At 71.1% G+C, this 20,498-nt stretch carries 16 protein-coding genes; 15 read left to right on the top strand and 1 reads right to left on the bottom strand.

Annotated elements, in window-relative coordinates; genetic code table 11:
- Window positions 1-121 precede the first annotated feature (121 nt).
- The 9 genes from ACIRPK_RS07545 to ACIRPK_RS07505 all read left to right on the top strand — a co-directional run bounded on the left by ACIRPK_RS07545 (window position 122) and on the right by ACIRPK_RS07505 (window position 11,732).
- Window positions 122-721 carry a GNAT family N-acetyltransferase gene (locus ACIRPK_RS07545; protein ID WP_403034386.1) on the top strand — a complete coding sequence of 200 codons (600 nt, stop codon included), beginning with the start codon at window positions 122-124 and terminating at the stop codon, window positions 719-721.
- 411 nt (window positions 722-1,132) lie between these two features.
- Entirely contained in the window at window positions 1,133-2,011 is an 879-nt protein-coding gene (locus ACIRPK_RS07540) for a GNAT family N-acetyltransferase (protein WP_403034383.1), read from the top strand.
- A gap of 86 nt (window positions 2,012-2,097) precedes the next feature.
- A complete protein-coding gene (locus ACIRPK_RS07535; protein ID WP_403034380.1) occupies window positions 2,098-2,622 on the top strand; it encodes a PadR family transcriptional regulator in 525 nt (174 codons plus the stop codon).
- Entirely contained in the window at window positions 2,619-3,299 is a 681-nt protein-coding gene (locus ACIRPK_RS07530) for an ABC transporter ATP-binding protein (RefSeq protein WP_403034378.1), read from the top strand. Before ACIRPK_RS07535 ends, ACIRPK_RS07530 begins: the two co-directional genes overlap by 4 nt.
- Window positions 3,296-5,716 carry an FtsX-like permease family protein gene (locus tag ACIRPK_RS07525; RefSeq protein WP_403034375.1) on the top strand — a complete coding sequence of 807 codons (2,421 nt, stop codon included), beginning with the start codon at window positions 3,296-3,298 and terminating at the stop codon, window positions 5,714-5,716. The genes ACIRPK_RS07530 and ACIRPK_RS07525 overlap by 4 nt, the downstream gene beginning before the upstream one ends.
- A gap of 744 nt (window positions 5,717-6,460) precedes the next feature.
- Window positions 6,461-6,784, top strand: coding sequence for a hypothetical protein (locus ACIRPK_RS07520; protein ID WP_403034374.1), 324 nt, complete (start codon window positions 6,461-6,463; stop codon window positions 6,782-6,784).
- 160 nt (window positions 6,785-6,944) lie between these two features.
- Window positions 6,945-8,486 carry an alkaline phosphatase D family protein gene (locus tag ACIRPK_RS07515; RefSeq protein WP_403034371.1) on the top strand — a complete coding sequence of 514 codons (1,542 nt, stop codon included), beginning with the start codon at window positions 6,945-6,947 and terminating at the stop codon, window positions 8,484-8,486.
- Entirely contained in the window at window positions 8,479-9,738 is a 1,260-nt protein-coding gene (locus tag ACIRPK_RS07510; RefSeq protein ID WP_403034369.1) for a hypothetical protein, read from the top strand. The genes ACIRPK_RS07515 and ACIRPK_RS07510 overlap by 8 nt, the downstream gene beginning before the upstream one ends.
- A gap of 533 nt (window positions 9,739-10,271) precedes the next feature.
- Window positions 10,272-11,732: a hypothetical protein gene (locus ACIRPK_RS07505; RefSeq protein ID WP_403034367.1), complete on the top strand. Its 1,461-nt coding sequence runs from the start codon at window positions 10,272-10,274 to the stop codon at window positions 11,730-11,732.
- A gap of 193 nt (window positions 11,733-11,925) precedes the next feature.
- On the opposite strand, the gene ACIRPK_RS07500 is transcribed toward ACIRPK_RS07505, so the two are convergent.
- Window positions 11,926-12,771 (bottom strand): SDR family oxidoreductase, encoded by an 846-nt coding sequence (locus ACIRPK_RS07500; RefSeq protein WP_403034364.1) that lies wholly within the window; start codon window positions 12,769-12,771, stop codon window positions 11,926-11,928.
- 500 nt (window positions 12,772-13,271) lie between these two features.
- On the opposite strand from ACIRPK_RS07500, the gene ACIRPK_RS07495 reads away from it, so the two are divergent.
- The 6 genes from ACIRPK_RS07495 (at window position 13,272) to ACIRPK_RS07470 (ending at window position 20,380) form a co-directional block, all read left to right on the top strand.
- On the top strand, window positions 13,272-14,375 hold the full coding sequence (locus ACIRPK_RS07495; RefSeq protein WP_403034362.1) for an AfsA-related hotdog domain-containing protein: 1,104 nt from the start codon (window positions 13,272-13,274) through the stop codon (window positions 14,373-14,375).
- Window positions 14,372-15,013 (top strand): methyltransferase family protein, encoded by a 642-nt coding sequence (locus ACIRPK_RS07490; RefSeq protein WP_403034360.1) that lies wholly within the window; start codon window positions 14,372-14,374, stop codon window positions 15,011-15,013. Before ACIRPK_RS07495 ends, ACIRPK_RS07490 begins: the two co-directional genes overlap by 4 nt.
- A 3-nt stretch (window positions 15,014-15,016) precedes the next feature.
- A complete protein-coding gene (locus ACIRPK_RS07485; protein ID WP_403034357.1) occupies window positions 15,017-17,722 on the top strand; it encodes a PEP/pyruvate-binding domain-containing protein in 2,706 nt (901 codons plus the stop codon).
- Between the two features lie 131 nt (window positions 17,723-17,853).
- Window positions 17,854-18,249 carry a nuclear transport factor 2 family protein gene (locus ACIRPK_RS07480; RefSeq protein ID WP_403034354.1) on the top strand — a complete coding sequence of 132 codons (396 nt, stop codon included), beginning with the start codon at window positions 17,854-17,856 and terminating at the stop codon, window positions 18,247-18,249.
- Window positions 18,246-19,505: a cytochrome P450 gene (locus ACIRPK_RS07475; RefSeq protein ID WP_403034351.1), complete on the top strand. Its 1,260-nt coding sequence runs from the start codon at window positions 18,246-18,248 to the stop codon at window positions 19,503-19,505. The genes ACIRPK_RS07480 and ACIRPK_RS07475 overlap by 4 nt, the downstream gene beginning before the upstream one ends.
- Window positions 19,502-20,380 (top strand): UbiA family prenyltransferase, encoded by an 879-nt coding sequence (locus tag ACIRPK_RS07470; protein WP_403034349.1) that lies wholly within the window; start codon window positions 19,502-19,504, stop codon window positions 20,378-20,380. Before ACIRPK_RS07475 ends, ACIRPK_RS07470 begins: the two co-directional genes overlap by 4 nt.
- Window positions 20,381-20,498: the final 118 nt, after the last annotated feature.

Genomic DNA, 20,498 nt, shown 5'->3' with positions numbered 1-20,498 from the left:
TCCACCCCGGGTCAGTGGCATGCTGACCGCATTCCGTACCGGGCTCCACGGCCTGGCTCGTCGGCAGGGGCCCGGACCGGACCTGGGCGGAGTACGCGCACGACACCTGGAGGACCACCGCGTGACCGTCGAGCTCCGCCACCACCACGCCCTGACCCCCGAGGCCCGGCAGGACCTGCTGGAGGTGTACGCGGACGTGCGGGCACCGCTGCTGCACCTGGCGAACTACCGGGTCGAGGCGTTCGCCGAACGCCTCGACCGGCACACCACCGAGCCCGGCTTCGAACTCGTCCTCGGCTACGACAGCCTGGTGCCGGTCGGGTACGCCTACGGCAACACCGTCGATGCCGACGACCGGTACTGGAAGCGCATGGCCGAGCCCCTGCCCGACGGCTTCACGGACACCCCGGCACTGGCCATCAAGGAGATCGGCGTCCGCACCCCGTGGCGCGGCACCGGAACGGCCCGCCGCATCCACGACGACCTGCTCGCCGGCCGGGCCGAGGATCGCGTCACCCTGATGGTCAACCCGCTCGCCGGTGAGGGCAGAGTCCAGCAGCGCTACGAGATGTGGGGCTACCAGGCGTTCAACGCCCAACCGTCCACGCCCGACTCGCCCCGGCTGACCGCGATGATCCGCTCGCGGGTGCTCCGACAGTCGGACAGCGTGCGTGCCGACAAGGGGTGCGGCTCGGGGAAGAACGATGCCCACCTGCGCTGACGTGGGAGCCGGTGCACGATCCTGGAGCAGAGAGACCAGGTGCGCAACCGTAAGAAGCCTGGTTCCCACAGGGGTTGGCCGCCGATGCTCGAGACGGCCGACCACCGCGAGCGGCGAGCGGTCGGGTGCGGGATCGATCCCCTCAAGCGTTACCGGGCCTTGGCCATGAGGTACGGCTGTGAGGCAACCGTACGGATCGTGGCGATCAAAGAGGGGCCATGACCCCACCGTCGTACCGGTCTTCGGTTAATCCTTTGCCGCGGAACCGACAGGTCAGCTACGTTCTCCCCGCCGTCCAGATGTTCATCCGGACCGGCACCGTCGACGAGGAGGTGTGGAGCACATGCGCACGAGTGCCCAGCAGGTCAGCCCGCGTACCGCCCTTTGCCACCTGCTCACGACGGAGACACCTTGTCGTTTCGTATCACTCCACTGACCGACCCTGCTTGCGGGGCACAGAGCCGACGCCTTGCGTGGCTGGCGTCCGACGCTGATTCCATCCCCGTCGGGACGGCCTTTCTGCGCCTGTTCGACGGCGGACAGGAGCACCTGGCCGAACTGACCCTCCACGTCCATCCCGTGGAGCGCAGCAAGGGCGTCGGCTCCCGGCTCCTCCACGCGGCCGTGGCCGCCGCCCGGGACAACGCCCGACGCTGCGTCAGCGCGCAGGCCGAGGCCGGATCGCCCGGCAGTCACTTCCTGCCGGCCCACGGCTTCCGCAAGGTCCTCACCTTGAGGTACGCCCGCTTGCCACTGGCCGACGTGGACGCCACCGCCCTCACCGGGATCGTCGAGCGTCCGCATCCCGGCTACCGGCTGACGTCATGGCAGGGAACCGTCCCCGACGACCTCGCCCAGACGTTCGCCGACTCACGCCGGGCCATGGACGACATGCCCATGGAAGACACCGACTTCGGCATCGTGGCCTGGGACGTGGACCGGGTCCGGGCTGCGGCGAAGGCCGTCGAACAGCGCGGCGACCAGTTGCACACGGTCGTCGCCCTCGACACTGCCGACGACTCGATCGCCGGGTTCACCGAACTCGTCGTCCCGGGCAACGGCACGGGCGACGGCCAGCACTACGGCACCGGTGTGCTGCCCGAGCACCGCGGACACGGTCTCGGCCGATGGATGAAGGCCGAGTCGATCCGGCAGGCCCACGGGCGCTATCCGGACCTCGGCGGCCTCCTGACCGACACCGCCGACAGCAACACGCACATGAGACACATCAGCGACAGCCTCGGCTACGTGCCCACGCACACGACAGTGCAGTACCAGCTCGACCTGTAGAGGCGAGCGGGGACGGGCCGGACCTGGGGGCCGGCGCCACTGAGAGCTATACACGCGATGTATACACGCAGTGTAGAGTGCGCCGCATGTCAGTCAGTCACACCCTGCTCGGGCTCCTGGAGTCGGGGCCCCGCCACGGGTACGACCTCAAACGCGCCTTCGACGACCGATTCGGCCAGGACCGCCCCCTGCACTACGGCCAGGTCTACTCGACCATGGCGCGGCTGCTGAAGCACGGCCTGGTGGAGGTCGACGGCATGGAGGCGGGCGGAGGCCCGGAGCGCAAGCGGTACGCCATCACCGACGCCGGGGTGACCGATGTCGAGAGCTGGCTCGCCCAGCCCGAGAAGCCCGAGCCGTACCTCCAGACCACCCTGTACACCAAGGTCGTACTGGCCCTGTTGACCGGCCGCAGCGCCGAGGGGCTGCTTGACACCCAGCGGGCCGAGCACCTGCGCCTGACGCGCGAGCTGACCCGCCGCAAGGCCGGAGGCGACCTCGCCGACCAGCTGATCTGCGACCATGCCCTGTTCCACCTGGAGGCGGACCTGCGGTGGCTGGAGCTCACCGCCGCCCGGCTCGACCAACTTGCCACGGAGATCCGCACATGACCGACCCCATACTGTCCGCGACCCGCTTGCGGAAGTCCTACGGCCCGACCCCCGCGCTGGACGGCGCCGACTTCGGCATCCGCTCCGGCGAGGTCGTCGCCGTGATGGGCCCCTCGGGCTCCGGCAAGTCCACCCTCCTGCACTGCCTGGCCGGCATCGTCACGCCCGACGCCGGCCAGGTGATGTACAACGGCCGGGCCATGTCGACACTCTCGGATGCCGGGCGCAGTCGGCTGCGCCGGGGTGAGTTCGGTTTCGTCTTCCAGTTCGGCCAGCTGGTGCCCGAGCTGACCTGCCTGGAGAACGTGGCACTGCCACTGCGGCTGAACCGCGTCCGGCGCAAGGAGGCCGAGCGCCGGGCCGTCGACTGGATGGAACGCCTGGAAGTCGCCGACCTCGCCCGCAAACGTCCCGGCCAGGTCTCCGGCGGCCAGGGCCAACGGGTCGCCGTCGCCCGCGCCCTGATCGGGAACCCGCGCGTGCTCTTCGCCGACGAACCGACCGGCGCCCTGGACTCCCTCAACGGCGAACGCGTCATGCGACTGCTGACCGAGGCCGCCCGCGACACCGGCACGGCCGTCGTCCTGGTCACCCACGAAGCACGCGTCGCCGCGTACTCCGACCGCGAGATCGTCGTACGCGACGGAAAGTCGCGTGACATGGAGAACGCCGCGTGAAGAACAGCATTCTGCGACGCATCCGTACCCAGCACCGCCACCTCGACAACCGCCGCGCGGCGGCGCGCGGGGAGACCCCGGTCACCCCGGCCGACTGGGCACGGGACCTCGCCTTCGGCGTCCGGTTCGCGGTGAGCGGCGGACGCGAGGGCTGGACCCGTACGCTCCTGACCGCCGTCGGAGTCGGCCTCGGCGTGGCCCTGCTGCTCGTCGCCACCGCCGTCCCGGCCATCCTCAACGCCCGCGGCGACCGCGGCGCGGCCCGCGACGACTCCCCCTCCTCCTACAGCGTGGCCGTGCAGCCCACCGCCGAGACGATCGTCACCGGCCGGACCGACACCACCTACCGGGGCCAAGACGTCTACGGGCGGCTGGTCCAGCCGGACGGCGACCGTCCGCTGCTCCCGCCCGGCCTGGACGAACTGCCCGCCCCCGGCGAGATGTTCGTCTCCCCCGAACTCGGGAAGCTGCTCGCGTCGCCCGAAGGGGCCCTACTCAAGGAGCGCCTCGGCCACCAGGTCAGCGGCACCATCGGTGAGGCGGGACTCCTCGGCCCACACGAACTCGCCTACTACGCGGGGGCCGACAACCTCGTCCCCCACGACCAGAACCCGACCAGGATCGACAGCATCGGCCGCCCGAACCTCTCCGAGGCCCTCGGCCCGTTCCTGACACTGCTGGTCATCATCACCGTCGTGGTGCTGCTGATGCCGGTGGCGATCCTCATCGCCACCGCCGTCCGCTTCGGCGGCGAACGCCGCGACCGACGGCTGGCCGCGCTACGGCTGGTCGGCGCGGACGCGCACATGACGCGGCGGATCGCGGCCGGCGAGGCCCTGTTCGGTGCACTGATCGGGCTCGCCATGGGGCTTGGACTCTTCGCCGGCGGACGGCAGCTCATCGACACGGTCGAGCTGTGGCGGATCAGCGTCTTCGCGTCCGACGTGTCCCCGAGCCCCCTGCTGGTGGCACTGATCGTGGTCGGCGTGCCGGTCACGGCCGTCGCCGTCACCCTGTTCGCGCTGCGTACGGTCTCCATCGAACCGCTCGGCGTCGCACGGAACACCGGGACGGCCCGGCGGCGCCTGTGGTGGCGGCTGACGCTGCCGGTCGTCGGGGTGGCCCTGCTGTCCCCGATGATCGGGGGCCTCTCGCCGGACCGCTCGGTCAACGAGCCGAAGATCGCGGCGGGCGCCGTGCTGCTGCTCGTGGGGACGACGGCGCTGCTGCCCTGGGTGATGGAGACCGTCGTCGGCCGGATGCGCGGCGGCCCGCTGCCACTCCAGCTCGCCACCCGCCGCATCCAGTTGGACAGCGGCGCGGCGGCCCGGATGGTCAACGGCATCACGGTCGCGGTGGCCGGCGCGATCGCCGCGCAGATGCTGTTCTCGGGTCTGGAGAGCAGGTACACCCAGGACACCGGCCTCAGTCCGCTCCGCGGGGAGATGCGGATCATCCGGGACTACACCGGCACGACCGAGCAGCAGAAGGACACCGCCGCGCTCCGCGCCACCCCGGGCGTGGCATCGACCCTGACCTACACACTCGGCTACGCGCACAGTCCCGACACGCCCTCGGCCCCCGGCGCCTTCGTGATCGTCGGGGACTGCGCGGCCCTGGGCCAGATTGTCGAGGCCTCCGACTGCCGGCCCGGCAGCGTCTACCTGGTCGGCAACCCGGCGAACCAGGACCCACGGACCGGCGGCGTGTACCTCCCCGCACCCGGCACGCGGGTCGACCTCTCGACGGAGGACGAGGCGTCGGGGGCGTCCAAGCTGTGGACCGTTCCGGCCGCCGCCCGCCTCACCCCGTCGGTGCCGGACCCGGCAGGGTCCTTCCACACCGGGATCTTCGCCACCCCCGAGGCGATCGACGTCGCTGACCTGGGCGATGCCGGCACCGAACTGCTGGCGAAGCTGGACCCCGCTGACCCCGACGCGGTCGAACAGGTCCGTAACACGGCGGCGCGGATGGACCCGTTGACCACCGTTCAGTACAACAAGGAGACCGTCACGGCCCCGAAGTTCACGAACATCAAGCGCGGCCTGTTCATCGGCACGACCGTCACGCTGCTGCTGATCGGCGCGAGCATGCTCGTCACCATGCTGGAGCAGCTCCGCGAGCGGAAGAAGCTGCTGTCGGTGCTGGTCGCCTTCGGCACCCGGCGCTCGACACTCGGGCTGTCGGTGCTGTGGCAGACCGCGCTGCCGGTGACGCTCGGCCTGGCGCTGGCTGTCGTCGGCGGCCTGGGCCTCGGCGTGATCCTGCTGAAAATGGCGGTGCTGCCACTGGCCGTGGACTGGGCGGGCATCGCGTGGATGACCGGCATCGGCGGCGGTGTCGTCCTGCTGGTCACCCTGCTCAGCCTGCCGCCGCTGTGGCGCATGATGCGTCCCGACGGCCTGCGCACCGAGTAGCCCACGGCCCGCGCTGCCGTGCCCCACAAGGTTCGCCCCGTCGCGCCGCCCGGCACCAAGGAACCGGGCGCGGCCGCGTTCTGCTCCGCAGAGGACCAGGCTTCCGTTGACCCTGAGGACCGCGATGTCGAAGTCGAAGGTCCACGAGTTGTAGCCTTCGCCCCCGGCACGAGGTGGGACCCGGTGCCAGGGGCGCAGGCGCGGCCGGACGGGCAGCCCCGGACAGCGGACGGCTGCGTCCCGGCGGTCGCACCGGCGACGGCCGGGACGGTCGCCACCGCGAGTACGGCGGCGCGCCGGGCGGTCAGCATCCGAAACAGACGGGCCATCAGGTGTCGGCTCCTCGGCAGTACGGGACGGACGTGCGCATCGTGAACGGGCTCGACGGAGCCCGAGGCGTGGCACTGGGCTCACCCGCCGAGGCTCCGCGGACGGCCCGCACAAGACCCTCAGCATGCCGGTGGGCTGCGAGGGCACTGCTGGTTCCGGACCCCGAGCACCTGCACACCGCCTTCGCGTACCAGGACTCCAACCTCGCCGCCGTCGAACCCGATGCTGCCGTGGCTCTCACTCCACCGTCGAGCTGACCAGCCCCGGCACGCGGGCTCTCGCCCTCTGGGCCACCTCGCAGCACCTGGGCCGGGACGGCGTCACCGACATGATCGAGCACTACCTGCACCTCGCCGAAGAGCTGCGCGACCGGATCACCGCCGGACCACGACGGGAGCTCCTGGCAGGCGGCCCGTGGCCGGTCGCGTGCTTCCGCGGCACCAACACCCGGAGCAGCGCCCCGACGCCCGCAAGACCCGGGTCGCCCGCCGCGTCCAGGAGAACGGACGCGCCTACCTCGCCACCGTCGCCGTCCGGGGCAGCACCGCGCCGCGCGCCTGCCTGTGCACCTACCGCACCACCACCGCCGAGCTCGACCTGCTGCTCCGCGAAGTCCTCCACGCCGCCGACGCCGACCACCGACAGTGCACCGTGACACCAGGTCAGCGGGTGAGCAGGCCCAATCCCGGTGCAGCCGGCGGACGGTGCCCTCGGCGGCGTACCCGAAGGTGTCCGTGAGCTGCGCCGGGACAACACCCTTCCCGGTCACGGCTTCCGTGTGACGAGGGAGCCGCCCGGTTGCGGTGGGAAAACTCACCAACTGGCTTCGCTGCCAAGTCACTTGACCGTCCCCCACGCAAGGGCGGAAGTTCACTCGCGTCCGCGAGCATGGGCGGCTATGAGCAACCTCAGTCGCCGCATATTCATCCTAGGCGGGCTCACCACCGCAGGCGCCGCCACGCTCCAACTCGGGGCGGTGGCCCAGCCGTCGGCCGCCGCCTCCACCCCCTTCCCCTTCACGCTCGGCGTCGCCTCCGGGGAACCGGACGACAGCAGCGTGGTGCTCTGGACCCGGCTGGCTCCCACGCCGACCACCGCGGACGGCCAGGGCGGCATGCCCAACGCCGACGTCGCCGTCGACTGGCAGGTGTCGACCAGCCAGAGTTTCACCACCCTGGTCAGCTCGGGGACGGTCACCGCCCGCTACGCCCAAGCCCATGCGGTGCACGTGCTGGCCGGTGGACTCGCCCCGGACGCCGAGTACTACTACCGCTTCCGGGCCCAGGGATTCATCTCCCCGGTCGGCCGGACCCGGACCGCGCCGGCGCCGGGCACGGTCGGGCGCGACTTCACGATGGCCTTCGCCTCGTGCGCCCACTACGAGAGCGGCTACTACACCGCCTACCGGCGGATGGCCGACGACCGCCCCGACCTGATCCTGCACCTGGGCGACTACATCTACGAGGGCGGCGCCGGCTCCGGCGGCGTGCGCCAGCACCTCGGCAGCGAGATCGTGTCGCTGGCTGACTACCGCCGCCGCTACGCGCTCTACCGCACCGACCCGGACCTGCAGGCCGCGCACGCGATCGCGCCGTGGCTGGTGGTGCCGGACGACCACGAGGTGGAGAACAACTACGCCAACATGGTCCGCGCCGACAGCAGCCCTTCGCTGACGGCGGCCCAGTGGACCGCGCGACGCACCGCCGCGTACCAGGCGTACTTCGAGAACATGCCGCTGCGAGCGGCCGCGACGCCCGCCGGCAACAGCATCCAGCTCTACCGCCGGGTCCGCTGGGGCACGCTCGCCACGTTCCACATGCTCGACACCCGCCAGTTCCGCGACGACCAGGCCTGCGGCGACGGGACGAAGGTCTGCTCCGACGCCGATCTGCCGAACCGTTCGCTCACCGGTGCGGCCCAGGAAGCCTGGCTGCTCGACGGGCTCGACCAGCACCTGAGCACCTGGGACCTGATCGGCCAGCAGGTCTTCTTCGCCCGCAACGTGAACGCGTCCGGCGCGATGAACATGGACGCCTGGGACGGCTACCGGGCCGGCCGGGCGCGGATCCAGCAGGGCATCACCGACCGGGCCGTACGCAACCCGGTCGTCCTCACCGGTGACGTGCACGCGTCCTGGGGCAACGACCTCAAGGCCGACTACGCAGATCCGACGTCGGCGACGATCGGCTCCGAGCTGGTCTGCACCTCGATCACCAGCGGCGGCAACGGAACCACCGGCACGACGATCCCGAACGGATCGCTCAACCCGCACCTGCGCTTCTACTCCAACCAGCGCGGCTACGTCCGCACGCGCATCACGCCGTCCCAACTCACCGCCGACTTCCGGTCGGTGGCGACGGTGACCGAGCACGGCGCGGCGGCGACCACCGCCCGGACCTTTGTCATCCACGACGGACAGCCGGGGTTGGCCGATGCGTAAGCTCTCCGTACTCGGCGCAGCCGTCGCCGCCCTCACCGCGGCCCTCGTCATGGTCTCCCCGGCCTCGGCCGCGGGGCCCTCGTCCTGGGCGACCGCGAACAGCGACTCCACCGGTGACCAGGACTCCGCCTCGATCGCGGCCAACCGCCTCGGCGACGTCGCGGTGGTCTGGGAGGACGACCGCGACTCGACCAACCCGGGCGACACCACGCACAGCGACGTGTGGGTGCGGACGTACCACAACGGCGTCTCGGTCTACGAGACGAAGCTCTCGGCCGGTGGGAGCGCGGGCGCGGCCTGGCGGCACCTCCAGCCCGACGTGGGACTCGACGACCGGGGCAACGCCGTGGTCGTGTGGGCGGAGGACCCGAACGGCAACGGGCTCTACAACATCACCTACCGGGTGCTCTCCGCGGTTGGTGCGGTGCTCGGCTCCGGTCAGGCCAACGCGAGCGCCGACGGCCAGCAGATCCATCCGCGCGTCGCGGTCGATCCGGACGGCGCGCCGGGCAGCACCAGCGCGGTCGCGTTCTCCGTGGTGTGGGAGGACATCCAGGGCACCGCAGCGGCGACGGTGAAGGCGGCCGGGTTCACCGGGACCACGGCGAAGGCCTACGAGGTGACGGTGAACGCGGCGGGCGGCGCGCACCACAACCCCGACGTCGCGACCTCCGCCTCGGGTGACGCCGTCGTCGTCTGGGACGAGGACACCGACGGCAACGGCTACTACCAGATCGGCCTGGTGAAGCTGGCCAAGGCGAACGGAGCCGTCGCCCTCACCCGCCGAAGCGCCAACAGCCTCGGCGGCGGCCAGCAGCAACGCCCGGCCGTGGCCGCCGACTTCACCGGCGACTTCGCGGTGGCCTGGGAGTCCGACCACACCGGCACCCGTGGCGTCTGGGCCCGGTCGTTCACCGCGACCGGCACCGCAGGCTCGGCCGAGGTCGAGATCTCCGGCGCAGCCGGCGCCGGCAGCCCCACCGTCGGCATCGACGACCAGCGCGACGCGGTGGTCGGCTGGAGCGTCGCGGGCACCGATCCAGCAGTCTGGGCCCGGGGCCTGAACCCCGACGGCACCTTCGCCGGCCGGCTGCCCGCCCAGTCCGTCAGCCAGGTCACGGCCGGTCGGCAGGAGCAGGTCGCGGTGGCTTCGTCCCCGTTCGGCACACTGGCGGCGTACACCGATGACAACGACGGGAACACCTTCGACCAGGTCCTGCTGAGTCTGGGAGCGACCAACTCGGACTGGTGACACGCCCTTGGGCCCCGACCGTCTGCCGGGCCGTCCCGGTGGGGAGGTCCGACAGACGGTCGGATCACCACCCCCGCAGGCGGCCCGGCGTCGGGCGTCCGGGTCCGTGGGGTTGACTGCACGGACGGGCCGGACCAGGCGACGTCCAGTCCGGCCCGTCCGTCCGCCGCTACAGGTCGATTGGGTGCTGGTGTGTCGTGTGCGTCGGCGTGTAGCGGATGCTGTCGTCGATCTGTCGCTTGCACAAGTTGCTGTCGGCGGTGTCGGTGGTATCGGCGGGGAGGCCGCCGAGGTCCCGGCCCGGCCGGTCGGCCGAGCCCCCGGACCGGCCGGATCCGGCCACGCCGCGCACCCCCTGGTGGACCGGCGGCCCGGACCGCGCGGAGTCCCTGTGCACCCATCCGTCGTTCCACCCCCGCGCCCGGTCCGCGCGCCCTACAGTCGTGAGCGACGGCAAGTGGCGGACGACTCCGGGGGGAACCGTGCACATCTACTGTGATCGTTGCGGCTTCGAACGTGACTACAGCGGTGCGATGGACCAGAACGGCGTGCTCTGTGCCGTCTGCGGCATCGGTCACATGCGCAACGGCCGTCCGCCGCGCGGCTTCACGGTCGGCGCCGACTTCCGGGCGGTGCCGCGCAACCTGCTGGTGCCGGCGTATCAGCCGACCCGGGTCGGCTCGATGGGGACGCCGAGCGGGTTCAACTACTTCGCGAACGTCGTGGGAGGTGCGTATCAGCAGTTCGTCCAGCAACACACCTGCTACGTCGGTAAGTTCACCAACATCCTGGTGCCGTCCTCGGAGCAGTTCGCCTGGCTCTCCCCGTACACCGGGAACAAGCACAACCGGACGCATTTCACCCAGCTGGCGCTCGCCCGGGTCGCCCAGGCCAAGTTCGTCGACAACCGGGGCAGACTGCCGCGGCTGATCGAGCCGTTCCTGGGCTCGGGGCAGATCTTCCTGAACTCGGCCTGCTGGGGGACCGCCTTCACCGACGGCGTGCCGCTGTTCGGCTCGGTGGTCGCGGGCGACCTGAACCACTACGTCATCGGTTCGTACTGGACCATGCGCCGGATGGGCGATCGATTCGTCACCGAGTACCTGAAGCTGGCGAAGATCTGGGACACCCAACTGTTCGGCAACTTCGCCCAGTTGCTGGCCGACCTGCAGACCGGGCGGCAGGCGCTGCTCAATGCCGGGAACGATCCGGCCACGGCGATGCTGACCTGCCTGAAGTACATCTGGCTGGTCAACCGCTGCGTGCACGGCACCAAGTTGAACAGCACCGGCGCCGTGGTCGCCACCTGCAAGGACCGCACGGCCGACGAGCTCAGCGCGCTGCGCACCCAGGAGCAGACCCGACTGGCGGCGGTCCGGGACAAGGTGCTGGAGGTCGCGATCGACTTCGAGTGCCGTGACTTCCGCCGCACCTGTGAGTTGGCCGACCGGACGGACATCGTCTTCATGGACTGCCCGTTCCCGGTGTTCAACAACGGTCTGGTGGCCGGCAACCACCTGGCCCCTGAGACGGTCGGCTCGGCGACCGCGAACACCTACGGCACGGGCGACGACGGCGCGGAGTTCCAGAAGGTCATCGTCGACGTGGCGCGGGAACTGGTCGCGGAGGGTGTCACCGTGCTGCTCTGCAACTTCGCCAACCCCGGCCTGGTGCACGCCTACCAGCGGCTGGTCGGCAACAATGTGACGGCCGGGAACCTCAAATACCACACCTTCACCTACCGTTCGCCCGCCACCACCAGCGAGGCGTACCAGCTGACCGTCCTGCCCGGCGCCGGGAACCCGACGGTGACGGCGAGCCCGCAGCGGATCCTCGCCGACTGGCGTCGCCACGGTGGTGACGACGTGGCGGCCGGCGAGTTCTTCGCCTCGCGGGAGACGGAACTCAGCGACAGCGAACGGGAGTACCACGCCCCGCACGACGCGGCGGAGGAGCGCCGCCAGGACGAGGACAGCGACTTCGACGACTTCTGAGATCGGTCGGCCTCGTGCAGTCGAGATCGGCGGTGGCCGCAGCGATCTCCGGTGCGCTGGGGCGGTAGGTGGCGAAGTCCGCGTTGTCGGCCGGAGCCACCGGGTGTCCAGGAGAGTCCGCTCGACCGCCGCGACGTCCGAGCCGGCGTCGACCGCCGTCACGCGGCCCCCGCTGCGCTGTCTGCCGTTCCGCTCACAGACTGAAGACCGAGGCGTGGTCGGCCGCCCAGGTCCGAAACGGCCGCGGTCGCAGGCCGGTTGCCTGCTCGAAGGTCGGGTCGACCGTCGCCTTGAGGTCCCGGGCCTGGCGTCCGGCACTCTCCAGCAGGGCCTCCACGACCGGGGCCGGGTAGCGCCGTGACCACTGGGAGGCGGCCTGATCGAGGGTCAGTTCCTCGATCTGGAGCGGGCGTCGGAGGACGGCGGAGAGTCGGGCCGTCTGCTCGGCCGGGGTAACGGCCTCCGGCCCGGTCAGGGGGTAGATCCGGCCCGCGTGCCCGGGCTCGGTCAGGGTCAGCGCCGCGATCTCGGCGATGTCGCGCGGATCCACGCACGCGTTGCCCGAGTAGGGGTTCAGGGACCGGACGACGCCCTCGGCGCGGATGGAGGTCGCCCAGGCGAGGGTGTTGGACATGAAGGCGCGGGGGCGAAGGAAGGTCCAGTCCAGGCCGGACCGGCGGATCAGCTCCTCGTTGGCCCGCTGCCAACGGGTGATCAGGTCCTCCGCGTCCTCCTCGCTGACGGCGTAGGCAGACAGCTTCACCACATGGCGCACGCCGGCCGCGATCGCCGCCGCGATGAACCGGAGGTCGTCGGGCTGGGTGGGGTCGTTGGTCACCAGAAACGCCGTCCGGACGCCTTCGAGAGCCCGGAGCAGCGCGTCATGGTCCGCATACGCGGCCGTGGCGACCTCGATGTCGCGGCCCGACAGGGTCAGTCGGGCGGGGTCCCTGGCGAGCACCCGCACCGGTCGGGTCGACGCCAGCAGCCGAGCCACCTCACGGCCCACCGTCCCGGTGACACCGGTCAGAAGAATCACAGCGGATATTCCCGTCGTCGATGCGAATGCGGCGCCACGCCAAAGAGATCGGGCATGCCGATGGAGCAACCGCGGTCCTGGGAGAAGACAGCACAGTAACGCCTGATCTCAGGAAAATGATTGACGGTGCGTCATTGACTGCGCTCGGGGGAAGGACGTTCTGCCCGTCCGGGCAGACCGATTTGCCTCTGCGGGCATCTCCCGGCCGGCCAGTGCGCAAGGGCAGGCCGTTCTGCCCGTACAGGCAGGCAGACCTGCCCCTTGCCGCCGCAGAAATCCCCTGGCTGGGACGTATGCAGAGGTCGGGCCCGGTATTCGCTCGTGGCAGTGTCGAGTTGCGCCCGAGTGGGCCTCAGAAACCGTCACCGGCAGGCTCTTTGACGCCCGCCGTCCGGTGGTATGGTCACGCCGAAGCAGACAAGATCACCCGCAGATCACCATGGGCACGGGAGTTGTACTACCCGCAGGCTGGGTCCCACCTTCCGACACGCGGGGAAGACATGATCGAGCGCGCCCAGTCCGCCCCTACCCCGGCGGCTGAACCACGCGACTGTCTGCCGCCCTGGTTTCCGATGCCATGCCCCGTGCGGGGGTCGCGGTCCGTCCCAGGCACCTCGGCTGCGGCCTGCCCTTCCGGCTCCCCGGCCTGCGTTGAAAGGGCTTCGCGCCCTGTCGAATCGACACGCAAGGAAATCGAGGTACCCAGAACAATGACGCATGCGGCACTGACGTCCAGGATCCTGGACGTGGACAGAGGAAATCTGCTCGGTCCCGTTCGACCGCTGCACGACAGGGGGGGATGGGTGGCCGACCTGAGGGTCGACCAGACCGATCCGTTCTTCTTCGACCACCCACTCGACCATGTTCCCGGCATGCTCCTGGTCTGTGCCGTGGCGGACCTGGTGGTGGTCGGCGCCGACATACCCGCTGCGGGCCGGGTCACGGCGGAGCTGACCTTTCACTCCATGGCTGAGCTCGGCCCGGAACTGGAGCTGTACGTAGGCCAGTTCGACGGCCGGCGGTGTCACACCGTGCGGATTGCCCAGGAGTCGACGCTCGTCGCCGACGGCTGGGTCGAGTTCGCCCCGGTGGACCTGCCCGCCTGGCCGAACCACCTCGGAGGAAGCGGGCGTCCGCCCGCACAGGGGTCACTGGTGCACCGCGTGCGCCCGGAGAACGTGATGATCGGCGATCCGTCCGTGACGGACGATCAGGTAACCGCTGCCGTGGTGTCCCCGGTTGAGGGCCATGCGCTGAGCGGTCGGCGTCCCGACGTCCGCCGGACGGAGGGCGTCGTCGAAGCGGGCCGGCAGTTGTGCACCTGGCTGCTGCACCGGATGGGTGGCTGGTCGCTGGACACACAGATCCTGCTGCACGGGGTCACCGTCGACCTGCCGGTCGGGATGCCGCGCTCGCTCCCGCTGACGCTGCGCTGGCATACGCTGCCGCTCCCGGCCGGCCGGGTCAGGTTCCGGTTCGACCTGATCGCCGGTGGTGACGGTGCCGGCGACGGGGGTTCGGTGGTCGGCTCGCTGGTCTACACGGGCATGGTGATGCGACCCAAGGTGTACGCACGCTTCCGGGCGAATCGGAACGCGGGATGAACCAACGTGTCGTCGTGTTCTGCCTGCGCGGCCTGCTCCCGGTCGGGGTCGGCGCGTTCGTCGTCGCGATCGGACTGCTGCTCTCCGAGGGCGGCCGGTCGCCGCACCTCGTGGCGGCGGTCTTCGCCTTCGCCTACCTCCTGTGGATCCTGGCCGAGGCCCGGATCACCGTGCGGCAACCCTCGCAGACGGCCGCCGAGAACAGCACCCTCCTGCCGTACGCGCTCAGCCGGACCGGCACCGCCGTGGCCGCGGTGCTGTGGCCGCTGCCGTGGGACCGGTGGTCGCCGTGGCTGGTCGTGCCGATCGCGGTGTCCGCCGGCGCGGTCGCGCTCCGGCTGGTGGCGATCCGCACCCTGGGCCGTTTCTACTCGCACCATGTGGTCCGCTACCCGGACCACACGATCGTGAGCACCGGCCCGTACCGGTACGTGCGGCACCCTGCCTACACGGGGATGCTGCTGGCCAACGCCGGGTTCGTCGCGTTCTTCCTCAACCCGCTGAGCGTGGTGCTGCTCGTGGCGCTGTGCGCGTGCGTCACCTGGCGGATCCTCGTCGAGGAACAGGTGTTGTGGGTCGTACCCGGCTACCCCGAGTACGCGAGCGGGCGGGCGCGCCTCATCCCGGGAGTGTGGTAGACCGTGGAACTCGTTCTGAACGGAGCCGCCCTGGGCGATCCGGCAACGGTGGGACACAAGTTCGCCCGGCAGCACGTGATGAGCCGCGCCGGGCTGCCCGTGCCCGGGTTCTTCTGCGTGAGCGCGGCGGCGTTCCCGGCGCCGGAGCAGACCGCTGCCGCCTTCCCGGGAGCCGGGGCCGCCCCTGAGGAGCTGGTCGACTGGGCGGCGGCGGCGCGCGAACGGATCCGCGTCGGCGGTGTGCCGCCCGAACTGGCGGAGCAGCTGATCTCCGGGTTCGACGAACTGGCGGGCAGCGACGGGCTGGTGGCCGTCCGGGCCTGCGTGGCGGCGGCAGCGGACGGCACCGGTGAGGACGGCGCGGGTGACCCGTTCGCCGGCCTGTCCGACAGCTTCCTGTACGTGGGCCGCGACGCCGTGCTCGCCCGGCTGGTGGACTGCTGGGCCTCCGCGTACAACCCCGAGGCCGTGCTCTACCGGGTGCGCCGGGGCGTCGATCCGACGGCGGTCCGGGTCGCGGTCGGCGTGCAGCGCATGGTGCCGGGCGTACGGTCGTTCGTGGTGTTCACCCGCGACCCGCGCAGCGGTGCCGACCGGCGGGTGATCGCCGCCGCGCACGGCATCGGCGAAGGCATCGTGCAGGAGAAGGCCGACATCGACCACTTCTTCGTGGACGGTCCGACCGGCGCGATCGAGCTCGACACCGTCCACAAGTCCGTGATGGTCGGGCTGGATCCGGCGCGGCTGGGCGACGGACCGGTCACGCTTGCGGTTCCCGCCGAACTCGCGGACGCGCCGGTGCTCACGGACCCGGAGGTGAACCGGATCTGCGCCCTGGCCACCGAGGCCGAGGAGCTCTTCGGCGGGCCGCAGGACGTCGAGGGCGTCATCACCGCGGACGGTGGGATCCACCTGGTGCAGTCCCGACCCGTGGTGGTGGCCGACACGCAGGACAGCGACATTCCGGAGCGCGGCGCGCAGACGCCGTGGACCAACCACAACCTCACCGAGAGCTTCCCCGGTCTGACCAGCACCTTGACCTACTCCCAGGCCCGCGTCTTCTACCGGATGGGGTTCACCGACTTCTACCGGCGCTTCGGCGTGAGCGGGCGCTCCCTGCGCCGGAACCAGTACCACCTCAGTCGCATGATCGGCTACCTGGACGGCCGGGTGTTCTACCGGCTGGACGCCTGGTACGCGCTGCACGGCCAGGTCCCCGGCTTCGCGCTGATGCAACCGCTGTGGGAACGCTCGCTCGGGCTCACCGAGCGGACCGGCCTGCCCCGCCCGGTGCACCGCAGGCCGTGGGCGACCGTCGTACCCGCCCTTCCGCGGCTGGTCTGGATGTACGCCCGCCAGCCCGGGAAGCTGCGCCGCTTCCTGCGCTGGTGGGACGCGCTGGCGGCCGACTCGGCCGCGCTGGAGCACTGCTCGGCCGACGAACTGATCGCCCGTTACCGGCACATGTGGGCCGAGGCCGAGCAGCGGTGGGGCGTCACGATGGTGACGACCTACTTCGCGTTGGTCGCCCTCGCGTCCACCAACGCGCTGCTGAACCGCTGGGTCCCCAACGGCGCCTCGCTGCTGCCCCGGCTGCTGGCCGGCGGCAAGCCCAACCGTACGCTCGCGTCGGTCCGCTCGGCCGTGGCGCTGGCCGAATTGGTGAGCGTCAGGCCCGAGTTGCGGGAGGCGGTGCTGGAGCGGCCGGAACGCGAGGTCTGGGCCGACATCGCGGCCGGCCGGTACGGCCCCGACATCGCGGCCGCCTTCGGGCGGCACCTGGCGACCTACGGCGACCGTGCGCTGCACGATCTGAAGCTGGAAGCGCTCACGCCTCGCCAGCAGCCGTGGATGATCCTGCCCACCCTGCGGCCGTTCATCACCCAGGGCCTGACCGTCGAGGCCAACCTGGCCGACGAGGCGCGCACCGGCGCCGAGGCGCGGAAGGCGCTGCGTGAGGCGTGCCCCAACCTGCTGCTCCGGGCTGCGCTCGGTGCCGCACTGGCGTCGCTGCGGCGCTCGGTCAAGGCACGGGAGGACACCCGGTTCTGCCGCAGCCAGCTGTACGGCATCTCCCGCGACGTGCTCTGGCGGCTGGGCGACCGACTGGTCGCGGCGGGGATGCTCGACACGGCGGCCGACCTGGTGCACCTGCACGTGGAGGAGGTGCTGGGCGCGTTCGACGGCACCCTGACCGAGACCGACCTCCGCGCCGTCGCGCTCCGGCGCAAGGCGGAGCTGGCCCGGTCCGCCGAGAAGGCCGAGCCGCCCGCGTACTTCACCATCCCCGCCGACGTTCCGGTGCCCATCGCGCTGACGTCACGTCAGGACGTCGACCACACCGCGAAGATGTCCGAGGACGGTGTGCTGCGCGGTCTGGCGTCCAGCAGCGGCCGGGTCCGTGCCCGCGCCAAGATCGTGCGGGACGCGTCGATCCCGCCGCAGTCCTGCACGGATCGCATCCTCGTCGCCAAGGAGACCGATCCGGGTTGGCTGGCGCTGATGATGGCGGCCAAGGGCATCGTGGTCGAGCGCGGCAGCCTCATCTCGCACACGGCGATCAGCGGTCGACTGCTGGGAATCCCGACCGTGGTCGCCGTACCCCGAGCCCTCACGGAGATCCCGGACGGCGCGTGGGTGGAGCTGGACGGCGACGCCGGAACGGTGCGTCTGCTGTCCGAGGCCGAACTCGAAGCGGCTACGGGGTAGTCGCGCGTGCGGAGGGTCTGCACACGGCCGGTTCCGGCGGTCAACAGCGGTGCGGCGGCGTCCGCCGTCACCGAGATCACCATTCTTCCCTCCCGGATCACCGGGAGCCCGCAACCGTACGAGGAGACGAAGTGAACGTCCAACAGTGGATCGACCTGCTGGTGGAGAGGTGGAAGGGCCGCGATCCGCAGGCGATCGCCGAGCTGTTCACCGAGGATGCCACGTACCACCAGGGCCCCTACGGCGCGGCCCGGGTCGGTCAGCCGGCGATCGCCGAGCACTGGACGACGACGTTGTCGAACCAGAAGGATCCGGTCATCTGGATCGGCACCCCGATCGCGTCCGGTGACCGCGCCTTCGTCGAGTGGTGGTGCATCCTGCACGACCCCGCCACCGGCACGCCCCGGACCGGCGCGGGCTGCCTCGCGCTGCGCTTTGCCGAGGACGGACGCTGCACGAGCCTCCACGAGTACTGGCACAGCGCTCCGGACACCGCGCGGGAGCCCGCCGAAGGATGGTTCGCGTGACCGAGGAGACCGGCCGCTGCCCCGTTGCCGCCGAGGCCCCGGCGGCCGAACGCCCGCGCTTCCCGCTCGCCGACCGGCCCGGCATCAGCCTCGACCGGGAGTACCTGGACCGCTTCCGCGACGAGCCGCTGGTTCCGGTGCAGATGGCCAACGGCCGCAGAGCACTGCTGGTCACCCGGTACGAGGACGTCAAGACGGTGCTGGCCGATGCCCGGTTCAGCCGGGAGGCCTGGGTCAACGGCACCCTGTTCGCCCGGAAGTCGACTTCGCTCGCCCTGGTCACCAGCGACGCGCCCACCCACACCCGACGTCGCAGCGCGGTCCAGTCCCGGTTCACCCACCGCCGAGGGGAGCAGGACCGGCCCCGCATCGTCGAGATCGCCGAGGAGTTGCTGGACCGGCTCGAGTCCGCCGCCCAACCGGTCGACCTGATCGCCGAGTTCACCACCCCTTTTCCCTACCGGGTGATCTGCGACCTGCTCGGCGTCCCGATCGCCGACCTCGACCGACTGCTGCCGCGGGTGACCGTCATGATGTCCGCCGGCCGGTTCCCTGCCGACGAGGTCAACGCCGCCCACGAGATGATGTACGCCTACTTCTTCGAGCAGGTGGCGCGGCGGCGGCAGGCGATCGACGTCGGTGAGCCCGGCGACGACCTGCTGACCTCGCTGTTGACCGCACCTGAGGAGAGCCGGCTCAGCGACGAGGAGATCGTGGTCTTCGGCTTCGGCCTCATGATGGCGGGCGGCGAGACCACCGCCTCACACCTCGCGTTGTGCGTGCTGCAGGTGCTGCGCACACCGGGACTGGCCGACTCGCTCCGTCGGGACCCGTCGGCGATCCCCACCGTGGTCGAGGAGTTGCTGCGCTGGGTGTGGTTCGCCGGCACCGGCGGCCAGCCGCACGTGACGCTCGAACCGGTGGAGCTGGCCGGGACGGTCATCGAATCCGGACAGGTCGTCATCCCGCTCACCGACGCGGCGAACCGGGACGAGGGGGCGTTCGCCGATCCTGACGAGTTCCGCCCCGACCGAACGCCCAATCCCCACCTGGGTCTCGGGCACGGCCGGCACATGTGCCTCGGTGCCGCCCACGCCCGGGTGGAGCTCCAGGAGGGCCTGGCCGCGATCCTGCGCCGCCTCGACCGCCTTGAGCTCGCGGTGGACGAGACGGAACTCGACTGGCGCAGCCGGATGTTCATGCGAGGGGTGTGGACACTGCCGGTGCGGTGGCGGGCGTCAGGGGACGCGACGTGATCCGCCGTTGGGCCCGCTACGTGGCCGGCAGTTATCCTCCGCTGCGCTCGGTACTGTTCGCCTGGGCCTGGGCCTACGGCGTCACCGGGCTGTTCGCCGTGCTCCAGCCGCAGGGCCCGCCGTGGCGACCCGGTCTCGGCACCGTCAACGTCGCGGTGACGCTCACGGTCACGCTGCTGATGTTCCGTGCCATGGACGACATCCGGGACCTTGAGTACGACCGGCGGCACAACCCGGACCGGCCGTTGGCGAGCGGCGCGGTGAGCGTCCGCGACCTGCTCGTGCTGTGCGCGGTGGGGTCCGTGCTGGTGCTGGCACTCAATGCGGGCAACTCCGTCGCCCTGGCCATGATCGCCGGACTGCTCGTCTACTGTGCGCTCGTGCTCACGGTCGACCACCGGTGGCGCTGGCCCTCCGGGGACAGGCTCCTGCTCGGTCTGGCGGTCAGCTACCCGGCGCCGTTGCTGCTGCACCTCTACCTCTACGCCCGCTACCTGAACGCCACCTCGCTCGACCCGGGGTGGCGCGGAGTGCTCGCTGTCGTGATCGTGGTCCTTGCCTCGGTCCACCTGGAGTTGGCGAAGAAGATCACTCGTCGCCGTCAGCCCGGTGAGCGCAGCTACGTCGACGTCTTCGGCCTCGCCGCCACGGTGGGCATCGCCGTGGTCGCGCCGGTGCTCTCCACCGTGCTGCTGGTCACCGGGATGCGGACGGCACCCGTGCTGGTGCCACTGGCGGTCCTTCCCCTCGTGCTGCCCGCCGTCGCGGGCTGGCGGTTCTGGCGGACGAAGGCTCCCCGCTGGTCACCCGCCGCCCCGGGGCTCTACCTGCTGCTGACCTACGCCAGCTACTTCGTGCTCAGCCTGGGCCCGTAGGACAGACGCCGCCGGCCAGGGCGGGCACGACGGACGCCAAGGACCGTCCTGCGCACCCTGACCGCTCGCGCGACGGCCCGCCGGGCCGGCGAGGGAGGCAGGCGGTCCGTCAGGAGGA

This window comes from Kitasatospora sp. NPDC101801 (assembly GCF_044766665.1).
Taxonomy (GTDB): Bacteria; Actinomycetota; Actinomycetes; order Streptomycetales; family Streptomycetaceae; genus Kitasatospora.
Note: the sequence above shows the minus strand (reverse complement) of the source record. Positions and strands in the feature narration are given on the sequence as shown.

Excerpts from the sequence above, each read along its gene's own strand:
- ACIRPK_RS07535 (WP_403034380.1), top strand. The coding sequence starts at position 2,098 with ATGTCAGTCAGTCACACCCTGCTCGGGCTCCTGGAGTCGGGGCCCCGC.
- ACIRPK_RS07530 (WP_403034378.1), top strand. The coding sequence starts at position 2,619 with ATGACCGACCCCATACTGTCCGCGACCCGCTTGCGGAAGTCCTACGGC.
- ACIRPK_RS07515 (WP_403034371.1), top strand. The coding sequence starts at position 6,945 with ATGAGCAACCTCAGTCGCCGCATATTCATCCTAGGCGGGCTCACCACC.
- ACIRPK_RS07510 (WP_403034369.1), top strand. The coding sequence starts at position 8,479 with ATGCGTAAGCTCTCCGTACTCGGCGCAGCCGTCGCCGCCCTCACCGCG.
- ACIRPK_RS07505 (WP_403034367.1), top strand. The coding sequence starts at position 10,272 with ATGGACCAGAACGGCGTGCTCTGTGCCGTCTGCGGCATCGGTCACATG.
- ACIRPK_RS07495 (WP_403034362.1), top strand. The coding sequence starts at position 13,272 with ATGATCGAGCGCGCCCAGTCCGCCCCTACCCCGGCGGCTGAACCACGC.
- ACIRPK_RS07490 (WP_403034360.1), top strand. The coding sequence starts at position 14,372 with ATGAACCAACGTGTCGTCGTGTTCTGCCTGCGCGGCCTGCTCCCGGTC.